Source organism: Salinimonas profundi (assembly GCF_014750655.1).
Lineage (GTDB): Bacteria > Pseudomonadota > Gammaproteobacteria > Enterobacterales > Alteromonadaceae > Alteromonas > Alteromonas profundi_A.
In genome coordinates this window covers 516,589-528,940 of sequence record NZ_JABBXD010000002.1, presented here as the reverse complement: position 1 = coordinate 528,940, position 12,352 = coordinate 516,589, and the positions used below count along the sequence as shown (strand labels likewise).

Here is a 12,352-nt window from a genome sequence, read left to right as displayed (position 1 = left end):
ATTCCAAAAGTGCCTCGATGTATCGTTAACTTACGGTACCACTATTAAAGGCCAGTCAGAATGATGTGCTGCTGTCCGGGAAATGGTACACTGCGAAGAATAAAATTTTGCTACGTATTATTGATATGAGTCAGGCTTTTTCAACCGTTTCTGTGGCCGCGCAAAGCCAGCAGATGATAACACGAATCGGGCAGCTGTTAACTGACAACAAGCTGAGCATCAGCTGCGCTGAATCCTGCACAGGGGGCGGGTTAGCCTTTGCATTTACATCGGTAGCCGGCAGTTCGAACTGGTTTGAACAATCTTTTGTTACTTATTCTAACGATGCTAAGCAATCACTGTTGAATGTTGATCCCGATATTCTGACATCCTGCGGCGCGGTATCGCGTGAGTGTGTCGAAGCCATGGCTGTCGGCACTGCGCAGCGCGCTAACGCGCCACTTGCCATCAGTGTCAGTGGTATTGCTGGCCCTGGCGGGGGCAGCGACGATAAGCCAGTAGGCACAGTGTGGTTTGGTTTTTATTTGCAGGGCAAAACCGTTTCCAGCAAGCAGCATTTTTCCGGAGACCGGGATAGTGTGCGCGCAGCGGCGGTTAATTTTGCACTGCAATATCTGCACGATTGGCTAGTTGAAAACTACGCATAGACTTTGTAGCGTAAATAAAATCCAACGGGCACTTGAAACTGTATGGTTATACAGTATAAGATGCCTGCCATTAATTATTCATAGCGTGGTAGCGCAATTGCAAATTTTGCCTCTTGCGACGAAAAGGCCACTGCTACACTTCAGAGGAAGTTTTTGTGGACGATAATAAATCTAAAGCGCTTTCTGCGGCCGTTGGTCAGATTGAAAAGCAGTTTGGCAAAGGCGCAATCATGCGTTTGGGTGACAATCAGGCAATGGATATTGAGGCGGTTTCTACGGGATCGCTGAGCATTGATATCGCGCTGGGTATAGGCGGTTTACCCTGTGGCCGTGTTGTTGAAATTTACGGTCCGGAGTCATCGGGTAAAACGACGCTGACACTGCAGGTAATTGCTGAGGCACAGAAAAAAGGTAAAACCTGTGCTTTCGTTGATGCTGAACATGCACTGGATCCGGTCTATGCTGAAAAACTGGGTGTAAATATCGATGATCTGCTGGTATCACAGCCGGATACCGGTGAGCAGGCGCTGGAAATCTGCGACATGCTGGTACGCTCAGGTGCGGTGGATGTGGTTATTGTTGACTCGGTTGCTGCATTGACACCAAAAGCAGAAATTGAAGGCGAGATGGGAGATTCACACGTTGGTTTGCAAGCACGTCTGATGTCGCAAGCGCTGCGTAAGCTGACAGCCAATATCAAGCGTTCAAATACACTGTGTATTTTCATCAACCAGATCCGTATGAAAATTGGTGTAATGTTCGGGAATCCGGAAACCACAACCGGTGGTAACGCACTGAAGTTTTACTCTTCTGTTCGTCTGGATATTCGCCGGATTGGTGCGGTTAAAGAGGGCGACGAAGTCGTCGGTAATGAAACCCGCGTTAAAGTGGTTAAAAATAAGGTTGCTCCGCCGTTTAAGCAAGCGGAATTTATGATTCGCTATGGAGAAGGCATCAGTAAAGAAGCTGAGTTGATTGACCTTGGCGTTAAGCAGAAACTGGTAGATAAAGCCGGGGCCTGGTATAGCTACAAAGGCGATCGTATTGGTCAGGGTAAAGCGAATGTCATTAATTTCCTGAAAGAAAATAAGGATATTGCTAATGAAATTGAGCAAAAAATCCGGGAAGAGCTGCTAAGCAAAACGCCGAAAGTTGAAGCCACCGAAGGTGAGTCAGAAGACACCTTGTAAGCATAGCAAACGGCTGTCGGTCTGTTATAAAGATATAATCGTCGAGTAGCCGCTAAATATTTTATGACGATAAACCGCTGTCTGCATGTGCCGATGGCGGTTTTTTTATGTGTATTGATAAAAGGTGCAGAAAAATAAACGCATGACGCGTGTGATTGAATGTTGAAATGAGAAGTTGCAAGCGCAGTGTGAAAAGCTTAAGAGGCGCGCAACAGAGCGCTGCCCAGACACTCGCTCTGTATGGGAGTCAGATAAAAAAGCTCCGTCACCAAATCTTACCCGTTTTCAGCGTGCAAAACGGCCGGTGTCAGTAGCGTACAGCAGGAACCGATAAACCGGATTACTACACCCGGTGGGGAATACCAGGCTGCTCCCAATTATCAGGTACCTTGCCCTGTAACACGTAAGAATATGCAATGAACTCAGCAATCGTAAAATAAAGCGCTTCGGGAATATCCTGCCCTAAATCGAGCTGACCCAGCACTTCCATTAATGCGGGATCCTCATGAATCAGTATTCCATTGTCCTGTGCCAGAGCAAGAATTTGCTCAGCAATATCACCATGGCCCTTTGCTATCACTTTGGGCGCAGCTTTGCTATTGCCAGCGTCGTATTTCAGTCCTACGACCGATTTAAATGATTTCTTCATGCGGTAACCTCGAAAACCTGATAGGGAGATTGTTGAAGGCTGTCGGGAATCTTACCTTGCTGCGCATGCGCAGTTTCAACAATAAGTCCGGAAGCTGAGAAGCGATTTATCAGCATGGGAAGGGTTTGCCTGATTTTGTCTAAAAGTACCGGTGTTGAAGCATATAAATTCAGGTTGACGGTTTCGCCTGAAATTTTTGTTTTTGCCAGTACTTCTCCACTGTCTCCAGCTTCAAGTTTCATCGTGAGTGACCAGGTCTTTGCCGACCATCCGTCCGTGGAGTCGTTATCATCATCGGTTTCACGCTTGATTAAAATTTCCGGTGGCTTGGAGCAATACTCACTGCGAAATGGCAGACAGAAATACAAGTGATCGTTGCCCTGACTACGACTTTCAAGATTACTGAGAAACGCAGACTGATGATTGGCAAGCAATGTTTTAAGTGGATTCAGCAGGCCAGCTTGTTTGTCCAGCGAAGCAAGCTCGCTGGCAAAGCGCTGATAAGCTGCGCCAGTGCTGGCAGTGTTTTTAGGCTCTCCTGGTTCCGACAGCATGTGTGAATACGCTGCAGAAGATACATTTGACTGTGAAAGTGATGCACGCCCTGACAGTACTAACTGGAAAAGTGAGACCAAAGCACTGTTGAAGCTATTTGAAGGCGACGGTTGTGCAATCAGCGGCGGTGATATCGGTTGCAAAATTGCTTGTGCAAACTGACTAATCTGGCTTTGATTGGGTAGGTTAAGGCGCTGTTGAGCAATCCCGATACCGTTTCTGTTACTCTTCCCATCTGTCGGGCCGGTCTGGCTGTTGGCAGAGCAAAAACTTAGCTGTTCAAGCATGGTTTTCATAAGCGGCTTGCTTTCAACCGACACAGAAGCCTGACGTAGTATCGTCAATAACTCTTTAAGAGCCTGGTTTGTGGAGCCGGTATGTTGCAACAATTTTTGTGCAAGCTGTTTTATGCTTTCGGTAGTCAGCGCCGATTTATCCGTCGATTCTGATCTGACAGGCTCCACTGGATGGCTGTTGAAAACAGGCAGCGTAAGCGCAAAGAGGTTTCGCTTATCGGCTGTCTCGGTAACGGAGCTAATAATACTGACCGGCAACTTTACGCGGGCAAGGGGTTTTAACTGCTCTATCGTTATCAAGATATCGCTTCCTCTGGCCTGAACAAGTAGCGGTGATGCCTTCATCACAGGGTCGGGTAACGATGATTTGATGATGTCCAGCAACGGCGTCGGGGATTGCACCAACTGAATGCCTGAAGGCAAATTCTTTTTTATCAGTGCCGCTGATAACAATGATTGGTGTTGTTTGGAAATATTTAACGGCACTGGCGAGCCTGAAGGAGCGGTCAGCGTAATACTCTGCGTATTTCTTTTTACAGAAACCTGAACATCATTAACGCCGGCAAGTGTCGCTTTTAACGATGCAGGTATAGCAATATTCACAGGGGTGTCACGAAGGAGCAAGCGAAGGCTGCCATTATCTTCTTTAACCACAGACGCTGAGGCTGTCAGAGGACGGGCCAGAGACGACAAATTTTGTTTCAGAATCGAAACTAACGTTTTTACGTCTAATCCGGAAGTACTGACAGAGTTAATGCGCGCCGGCAGCGAAACGGTGCTGGAAAATGTTTCTAAAATAACCGCTGTTTGCGCAGCATCACGCACTAGCCTGACGCTACCTTCAGGCAAGCGTGAAAGTGTGCCTTTGTCAGGTGTCAGCATCAGGGGATGGCCTGACAGCGTCAATCGCGCTTTTCCGTCAACTATCGACAGATTAGCTTGCGTCATCTCTTTGCCGGAGACCTGCGGTGATGCCTCTGGCAGAACTGCAGATAATGCGTGTGAAACAGAATTGAGCAAAGTACCGGAAATCATACTGAGGTTATCGGCAATCACGATAAAAGTGTGAATATTTAGTGACATTTCTTAGTGTAAAGAGCAGATTTTAAACGTTTTCAGATGTTTCGGTTATGGTAGACTGGCTTTTATCGTTAGCTAAGTACTGAAAACGGAACATTTCTTTGGCAGAGTTGGTCGCATCGCAGCTGTCCTGCATGAAACGCGATAAAGTGTTATTTGAGTCGCTGTCGTTATCGTTGTCGCCCGGACAGTTGGTACATCTTCGTGGGCCTAACGGAGCGGGCAAAACCAGCCTGTTGAGAATATTAGCCGGCCTGAGTCAGCCCGATACCGGGACGGTTACATGGAATAATCGCGCTATCGACAATGAATTCCAACGACGCCTGGTTTACCTGGGACATAAAGCCGGATTAAGCGCAGGCTTAAGCGCTATAGAGAATCTGACGTTCTGGTGCGCGCAGCATCATATCAGGGTATCGGAAACGACACTTTTTGAAGTGCTTGAAGTGCTCAGCCTGGTAGGGCTTGAAGAAATCCCCGTGCGTTTATTATCGGCCGGACAGCAGCGACGCGTTGCGCTGGCCAGGCTGTGGCTGAAATCTTCAGATATTTGGATCCTTGATGAGCCATTTACCGCTCTTGATACTGATGGTGTGGCACTTATTCAGGCGCGTTGCGAGACGTTTGTCAGGCAGGGCGGGGCAGTGATAGTCACTTCGCATCAGCCATTGAGCATGAAGGATATGCCAGTCAGCGTTATCGAGCTGGAGGGGCAATTATGAACGCCTTGTATGCCGGTGTGTTTAAGCGCGATCTGTCCCTGGCTTTTCGACAAAAAGGTGAGCTGCTACAACCGCTTATGTTTTTGCTGATCGTTGTATGTCTTTTTCCAATCGGGGTTGGACCGGGCCCTGAAATTCTGCAGCGAATTAGCCCGGGCGTTATCTGGATTGCTGCGATTTTGTCAGGTTTGCTGGGGATGGAGCGGCTTTTTAAAGATGACTTCAACGATGGCACGCTTGAGCAGTTAATACTTAGTGGGCTCCCGCTATCAGGTATTGCACTGTCAAAAGTGTTCACGCACTGGCTGGTGAGCTTTTTACCGATTATTTGTTTGTCGCCCGTTCTGGCGATGTTTTTACATATGTCACTGCCTATGTATCAGGCGTTAATCATTACATTATTATTAGGAACACCGCTCCTTTCGCTTATCGGCGCGATAGCGACAGCCCTGACGGTTAGCCTTCACCGAGGCAGTTTACTGGTGTCGCTGTTATTATTGCCAGTATTCATACCGCTGTTGATTTTTGCTACCTCTGCGGTAGAGTCAGCAGCTATGCAGTTATCCTATGGCCCCCAGGTGGCAATCATATCTGCGATGACGTGCCTGGCACTGGCCAGTGCACCTTTTGCCATCTCGTATGCCTTGAAAGTGAGTCAACACTGATGTGGAAGTGGTTACACCCTTACGCAAAGACAGAAAAAGTGTATGCACTGTGCAGCAGACTACAGCCCTGGTTTGCGATTTCAGCAATCGCCCTTCTGATTACAGGCAGTGTGTGGGGCTTGCTTTATGCCCCTGCTGATTATCAGCAGGGCGACTCGTTCAGAATCATTTATTTTCACGTACCAGCTGCCATGCTGTCCATGAGTACTTATGTAGCAATGGCGATAGCGGCTCTGGTTGGGATTGTCTGGCAATGGCGAACCGCCTTTATGGCAATGGTGGCGATGGCACCAGTGGGTGCTGTGATGACATTTATTGCTCTGTTTACCGGTGCGGCCTGGGGTAAGCCGATGTGGGGGGCATGGTGGGTGTGGGACGCCAGACTGACATCAGAACTTATCCTGTTATTTTTGTATTGCGGTGTGATAGCCCTTTACAACGCGTTTGATGATAAACAGCAGGCAGGTAAAGCGGCCGGCGTAATGGCGCTGGTGGGCGTGGTGAATGTGCCAATTATTCATTTTTCCGTTGAATGGTGGAACACCCTGCATCAGGGGGCCACAATTACCAAATTTGATAAGCCGTCAATGGCTACAGAAATGCTCTGGCCATTACTGATAAATATTGTGGGGTTCGTGTGCTTTATCGCGTGGGTGACCACATTAAGGCTTAAAAACGAAATTCTTAAACGAGAAGGCGCGCGACCGTGGATGACGTCTATTGTCAGGCGCGGATCAGGGAATTCACATGCAGTTTGATTCTTTTAGCGAATTCCTGGCCATGGGGGGCTACGGATTTTATGTATGGTTGTCCATCGGGGTCTGTTTGCTTTGTATGGTGTTACTTGTCATCGCCAGTAAAATAGAAAAGCGCCGCTTGCTAAAGATAATCAGAAAAGAATCAGCACGCAAAGAACGAATGCGTAAAGCCAGGCAGGCAAAACGCACTACGGCAGGGTAAATACGGAAACGGCTTATGAATCCCCGAAGAAAACAACGACTGAAGGTGATAGGCGGGATCGTCATACTGATAGGAGCGGCGGTATCCCTGATGCTATATGCATTGAATGACAATATCGATTTGTTCTATACCCCTTCTGAGATTATCGATGGAAAAAACGGACAGGTACCGCAGGTAGGCCAGCGACTTCGCATTGGCGGCATGGTGGTGCCGGGGACCGTAGACAGGAATAGTCAGACGCTGCAGGTGGCCTTTGAGCTTGTCGATACGGGCCCCGCAGTGACTGTATTATATAACGGTATATTGCCGGACTTGTTTCGTGAAGGGCAGGGCATCGTGGCAACCGGGACACTGGTTAATCCCTCTACAATAGAAGCGCACGAAGTACTGGCCAAACATGATGAGGAATACATGCCCCCTGAGCTTGCCGAGAAAATGAAAGGCATCAAACACGTAAAGCCTGAATCAGGAGCGGTGCAGTGATACCAGAGCTGGGTAATATCGCGCTTACACTGGCACTGGTGAGTGCCATACTCCTTGCGGTATATCCGTTGTGGGGCGCACAAACTAATCAGTCAGGCCTGATTGCCACAGCCCGGCCACTCGCCCTGGGCATGTTTACATTCACTGTTGTTGCCTTTGTGTGCTTGTCTTACGCATTTGCTACTGACGATTTCTCACTGAGCTATGTTGCCCAGCACTCTAATTCACGCCTGCCTATCCATTATAAGCTAACCGCCGTTTGGGGCGGACATGAAGGCTCATTTCTGTTGTGGGTGTTAATGCTCTCTCTGTGGACGGTGGCAGTGGCTGCCTTTAGTGGCAGTATTCCTCAGCAGATGGTCGCCCGTGTACTGTCTGTACTTGGTATGGTGGCTGTGGGATTTTATTTGTTCATGCTGTTAACTTCTAACCCCTTTACCAGCATGCTGCCATTTATGCCTGTGGATGGCCGTGATCTGAATCCGCTTTTACAGGATTTTGGCATGATCATTCATCCGCCTATGTTGTATATGGGATACGTAGGCTTTTCTGTTGCGTTTGCATTTGCAGGTGCGGCGCTTATCGCCGGCAAGCTGGATTCTACCTGGGCACGCTGGTCACGCCCCTGGGTGCTGGCGGCCTGGTGCTTTCTCACTGTTGGCATTTGTCTGGGCAGCTGGTGGGCTTATTATGAGCTGGGCTGGGGCGGCTGGTGGTTCTGGGACCCGGTGGAAAATGCTTCGTTCATGCCCTGGCTTGTAGGCACTGCGCTAATGCATTCGCTGGCGGTAACAGAAAAAAGAAAAGTCTTTAAGTCCTGGACCGTATTATTAGCAATCGGTGCGTTCTCGCTGAGCTTGCTGGGCACGTTTTTGGTGCGCTCAGGTGTGATTGTCTCTGTCCACTCTTTTGCCAGCGACCCGACCCGGGGCTTATTCATTTTAGGCATTTTGATTGTTCTGGCCGGCGGCGCACTGTTGCTGTTTGCACTTAGAGCATCGTCGCTGGGCAGCGCCGGCCGTTATCAGCCGGTTTCCAGAGAAGTTATGCTGATGGGCAATAACATTCTGTTATGTGCTGCAACACTTGTCGTGTTATTGGGTACACTATTACCGCTGGTGCACAAGGAACTGGGGCTGGGATCTATCTCTATCGGCGCACCATTTTTTAATAAGATGTTTGTTTATCTTATTGTTCCTTTTGTATTTTTGTTGAGTATCGGCCCCCTTTCGCGCTGGAAAAATCAGCCGGTTTCCGCCTTATACCGCCAAACGCTGGTCGCGCTGGGGATAAGTCTGTCCGCAGCGTTACTCGTATTCTTTTCATACTCGCAAGCAGCCTACATGGCGGTATTAGGGTTGACGCTTTCTTTCTGGATCCTGATTGCATCAGTGATGGAAGTGACTCAGCGACTCAGCGCGATGGATCCGACGACAGGTTTGTTTACACGACTCAGGTTGCTGACCCGCAGTCATTGGGGAATGATTTTAGGCCATGTGGGATTTGCCGTTACGCTGATTGGTATTACGCTCGTATCTAACTATGAACAGGAACGCGATGTACGTATGCTTCCCGGTGAGCAGTTGACTCTCGGCGATTACACATTTGCATTTAAGGGAATTGAAAAGCGACAGGGGCCGAATTATGAGGCTGATGCCGGACAATTCATCGTTTATGAAAATGGTCAGATGCTGACACAACTTGAGCCGGAGAAGCGCATCTATACCGTTCAGCGCATGCCGATGACAGAAGCGGCTATTCATTCTACTCTCACCAGAGATCTCTTCATTGCGTTGGGCGAGCCACTGGACGATGGTGCCTGGGCTGTCAGGGTTTATATCAAGCCTTTTGTCGTCTGGATTTGGGGCGGTGGCGCAATAATGGCGCTCGGCGGTATCTGCGCAATGAGCGATAAGCGTTACCGGATGTCGGCGCTGGCCAAATTCAGAAAAAAACCTGGCCATGCTGATTTGACGGAGGAACATGCATGAAAAAAACGTGGCTCGTCGTTATTCCTGTCATGCTGTTTGTGTTGGTAGCGGCCTTTTTATACAGCGGTCTGTCTTCAGATCCGCGCCAACTTGACTCGCAAATCACCGGGCAACCTTTTCCTGAATTTTTGCTTCCTGATCTGATGGAGCCGGAGAAAAACTACACGCAAGCAGCGCTTAAGGGTGAGGTTACCATTGTAAATGTGTGGGGCGTGTGGTGTGTTACCTGCGCCGTGGAAATGCCGTATCTTACACACTTAAAAGAAACCGAGGGCGTTCGCTTCGTCGGGCTTTACTTTGATCAGGATCTGGATCCTGATAACGGCACAAAGACGCTAAACCGAGTGCAGCAGGAAGTTACCGAACTGCTCAGTCGTTACGGAAACCCTTACGCTTTCAATATTTTTGATGTGTACCGCGACACCTCGCTGGATCTTGGTGTAACAGGTGCACCTGAGCACTTTGTTATTGACCGCGAGGGAATAGTGCGGATGCATCATGTAGGCGATATCAATGAGAGAGTCTGGATGAATAAGATTGGGCCTTTGTACCAGCGGCTCACCGGCCGCGAAGAGCAAAATGCACAGGGAGCAGGGCGGTGATCAGAGCCTGGTTAGTTATGCTTTTGTTCGTATCCTCACTAAGCTGGGCAGCACAAAGCAGTTACGAGTTTGATAGTGATGCGCAACGAGAGTCCTTCAACAGATTGACGGCGGTATTGCGATGCCCCATGTGCCAGAATCAGAACATTGCTGATTCTGATGCTATGATTGCCCATGACATGCGCCGCAAAGTACATCAGTTACTGCAGGATGGCAAAACAGAAGATGAAGTGATCGCGTACATGAAGGCCCGCTATGGTGATTTTGTTTACTACGAGCCGCCTGTGACGATTGGCACCATCTGGTTGTGGCTCATACCGCTCATATTCATTGCCTGTGCCACCATTATTGTAGTGAAACGCCGTAAGCCTCAGGTATCGGCAGACATGGCCGAGCAGCTCGCCAAGGCAGATGAAATACTCAGGCAGGATAAATCGTGACCTGGTCCGTGTTTCACCTTTTTGTTGCCGCAATGATTACCTTTTTGGTGATGTTGGTAGTGTTGCCCATATGGTGGAAGCGGGTAGCTAAACGACAATTACAGGCCACCAATGTAGCGCTCATCCGCCAGCGCCTCAGCGAGTTATCGGTAGAAGCGGAGCAGGGGCTGATTACAGAACATGACCTGCGTCAGGCGAGTGATGAGCTTAAACTTGCGTTGGTGGAAGAGCATGATGCAGTGGAAAAAGATAATACTGCCATGCGCTATTCCTTCGCTGTGTTGATAGCCGCGATCGCGTTGACTATTGGCTTTTATGTTTACAGTAATGTGAATCAGTTAACCGGACTAAAACGTCAGCAGGAGGCCGTTGCGGCACTTCCTGCCTTGTCAGAAAAGCTAACCAGTACAAGCGCTGCAAACTTCAGCACCGAAGATGTACAACAGCTCGCTATTGCTATCCGGCATCGTCTTCGGGGCTCCCCTGAGGATGCGCAAGGGTGGATGTTCCTGGGCAGGCTTAATATGTCGCTCGGTAGACAGGATGAAGCGTTGAATGCGCTTGAGAAAGCATTCTCAATCAGTCAGGATCCACAAATAGCAACCAGCTATATTCAGGGGTTGTTAGCGACCGGTGAGCGCCCGCGGATCGCACAGGCACAGTCGTTACTCTCTGCGCTGATTGCAGATTCTCCTGAGAACACGAATTATTCACTGATGATGGCTGTAGCCTCAGCACAACTGGGTGATCTGGCAGCGACCGAACGTGCGTTTTCAAAGGTTGATAATTTGTTACCTGCTAATAATCCGCTTAAACAGGATTTGCAGTCCAGAATCGCCCAGATGCGAGGGGCGGGTTCATCTGGCGCAGGTGAGTCAGAGGCGCAAGCGACGCAGGTTGAACTTACCATTGGTGTCGATAATAACATCGATGTGAAGACATTTCCTTCGCAGGGATATCTTGTGGTATTTGCGCAGAGTACCAATAATGAAAACCGAATGCCGGCTGCGGTCGTAAAACTGCCTTTGCCTTCGTTCCCGGTCACGGTCACACTGTCCGGGAGTGATGCGATGGTCGCGGGTTATTCGCTTAACACCTTGTCAGAAGCCCGTATAGTCGCCCGCATTTCTGCTGACGAGGATGTCGCGATAGCCCCTGGCGAGTGGCAGGGTAGTATTCAGATTTCGCTTCGACAAGGACAGTCCGTCCAACACACATTAACAATTGATAAGGAATTGTAGTGAGAACAATAAAACATGCCATGGTTATCGGCCTTCTTATGGTCACCGGCATTATATCTGGTTGCGCATCAAATGGCGCCAGCGAACAGGCTCAGGAAGCGGATCCCGCCAATATTTCAGATCCGCGGGATCCACTGGAAAGCGTTAACAGGCTGACATGGACCTTCAACTGGGAGTATCTGGATAATTATTTGATTCGGCCCGTTACCGTCGGCTACGTCACCGTTATGCCGCAATTTATCCGTACCGGCCTGGTGAACGCGACCAACAATCTGGAAGAGCCTGCAAACTTTATGAATAACATGCTTCAGGGTGACCTGAATGAGGGCATGGATAGTCTGGGTCGATTCTTCATTAATAGTACTGTGGGCCTGCTTGGCACCATTGACGTTGCAACTAAAATGGGCATAGAGCGGCAACGGGAAAGCTTTGGAGAAACACTGGCGGTATGGGGAATAGATACCGGCCCTTATTTGATGTTGCCTGTCCTTGGGCCTTCTGATCCGCGCACTTTTGGCGGGCGTGTGGCTGATGGATACACTTATCCTAACACCATACTTAATACCAACTTTAATATCGCAACAATTGTCATATCGCTGTTAGAGGGCCGGGCCGCATTATTAGACCAGGAGCAGCAGTTAGAGCAATCCTTCGACCAGTACTCATTTGTGAAGAATGCCTACTTCCAGAACCTGAAATTCAGAGTGACAGACGGTGAAGTGGGTACAGATCAGATGGATACAGAAGAGCAGGAAGAGAATTTTGATGATTTTGAATCGCTGCTCGGTGAAGGGGATAACTGACAGGTGTTTCTGAGAGGTCTGATATAAG

14 protein-coding genes are annotated in these 12,352 nt (G+C 49.0%); 12 read left to right on the top strand and 2 right to left on the bottom strand.

What is annotated here, in order from left to right; all coding sequences use genetic code 11:
• Positions 1-125: 125 nt before the first annotated feature.
• Complete coding sequence (locus HHX48_RS06840; protein WP_191023480.1) at positions 126-647, top strand: CinA family protein; 522 nt, start codon at positions 126-128, stop codon at positions 645-647.
• 155 nt (positions 648-802) lie between these two features.
• Entirely contained in the window at positions 803-1,837 is a 1,035-nt protein-coding gene (recA, locus tag HHX48_RS06835; protein WP_191023478.1) for a recombinase RecA, read from the top strand.
• Positions 1,838-2,180: 343 nt separating this feature from the next.
• Here recA and HHX48_RS06830 read toward each other — a convergent pair whose 3' ends face one another.
• The gene (locus tag HHX48_RS06830) at positions 2,181-2,486 is read right to left on the bottom strand and encodes an EscU/YscU/HrcU family type III secretion system export apparatus switch protein (protein ID WP_191023476.1); all 306 of its coding nucleotides are present in this window, start codon (positions 2,484-2,486) and stop codon (positions 2,181-2,183) included.
• Positions 2,483-4,420 (bottom strand): flagellar hook-length control protein FliK, encoded by a 1,938-nt coding sequence (fliK, locus tag HHX48_RS06825; RefSeq protein WP_191023474.1) that lies wholly within the window; start codon positions 4,418-4,420, stop codon positions 2,483-2,485. The genes HHX48_RS06830 and fliK overlap by 4 nt, the downstream gene beginning before the upstream one ends.
• A 131-nt stretch (positions 4,421-4,551) precedes the next feature.
• Between fliK and ccmA the strand changes: the two genes are divergently transcribed.
• From ccmA to HHX48_RS06775, 10 genes are read left to right on the top strand one after another with little or no spacing between them, the layout of a single operon-like run.
• On the top strand, positions 4,552-5,139 hold the full coding sequence (gene ccmA, locus HHX48_RS06820; RefSeq protein ID WP_397541065.1) for a cytochrome c biogenesis heme-transporting ATPase CcmA: 588 nt from the start codon (positions 4,552-4,554) through the stop codon (positions 5,137-5,139).
• Positions 5,136-5,804: a heme exporter protein CcmB gene (gene ccmB / locus HHX48_RS06815; protein WP_191023470.1), complete on the top strand. Its 669-nt coding sequence runs from the start codon at positions 5,136-5,138 to the stop codon at positions 5,802-5,804. Before ccmA ends, ccmB begins: the two co-directional genes overlap by 4 nt.
• The gene (locus HHX48_RS06810) at positions 5,804-6,562 is read left to right on the top strand and encodes a heme ABC transporter permease (protein ID WP_191023468.1); all 759 of its coding nucleotides are present in this window, start codon (positions 5,804-5,806) and stop codon (positions 6,560-6,562) included. Before ccmB ends, HHX48_RS06810 begins: the two co-directional genes overlap by 1 nt.
• The gene (gene ccmD / locus HHX48_RS06805) at positions 6,552-6,764 is read left to right on the top strand and encodes a heme exporter protein CcmD (RefSeq protein WP_191023466.1); all 213 of its coding nucleotides are present in this window, start codon (positions 6,552-6,554) and stop codon (positions 6,762-6,764) included. Before HHX48_RS06810 ends, ccmD begins: the two co-directional genes overlap by 11 nt.
• 15 nt (positions 6,765-6,779) lie before the next feature.
• Positions 6,780-7,247, top strand: coding sequence for a cytochrome c maturation protein CcmE (ccmE, locus tag HHX48_RS06800; protein WP_191023464.1), 468 nt, complete (start codon positions 6,780-6,782; stop codon positions 7,245-7,247).
• A complete protein-coding gene (locus HHX48_RS06795) occupies positions 7,244-9,238 on the top strand; it encodes a heme lyase CcmF/NrfE family subunit (RefSeq protein ID WP_191023462.1) in 1,995 nt (664 codons plus the stop codon). Before ccmE ends, HHX48_RS06795 begins: the two co-directional genes overlap by 4 nt.
• Positions 9,235-9,840: a redoxin family protein gene (locus HHX48_RS06790; RefSeq protein ID WP_191023460.1), complete on the top strand. Its 606-nt coding sequence runs from the start codon at positions 9,235-9,237 to the stop codon at positions 9,838-9,840. Before HHX48_RS06795 ends, HHX48_RS06790 begins: the two co-directional genes overlap by 4 nt.
• On the top strand, positions 9,837-10,280 hold the full coding sequence (locus HHX48_RS06785; protein ID WP_397541064.1) for a cytochrome c-type biogenesis protein CcmH: 444 nt from the start codon (positions 9,837-9,839) through the stop codon (positions 10,278-10,280). Before HHX48_RS06790 ends, HHX48_RS06785 begins: the two co-directional genes overlap by 4 nt.
• Positions 10,277-11,521, top strand: a complete 1,245-nt coding sequence (ccmI, locus tag HHX48_RS06780) for a c-type cytochrome biogenesis protein CcmI (RefSeq protein ID WP_191023458.1) — start codon at positions 10,277-10,279, stop codon at positions 11,519-11,521. The genes HHX48_RS06785 and ccmI overlap by 4 nt, the downstream gene beginning before the upstream one ends.
• Positions 11,521-12,324 (top strand): MlaA family lipoprotein, encoded by an 804-nt coding sequence (locus HHX48_RS06775; protein ID WP_317983485.1) that lies wholly within the window; start codon positions 11,521-11,523, stop codon positions 12,322-12,324. Before ccmI ends, HHX48_RS06775 begins: the two co-directional genes overlap by 1 nt.
• Positions 12,325-12,352 lie beyond the last annotated feature (28 nt).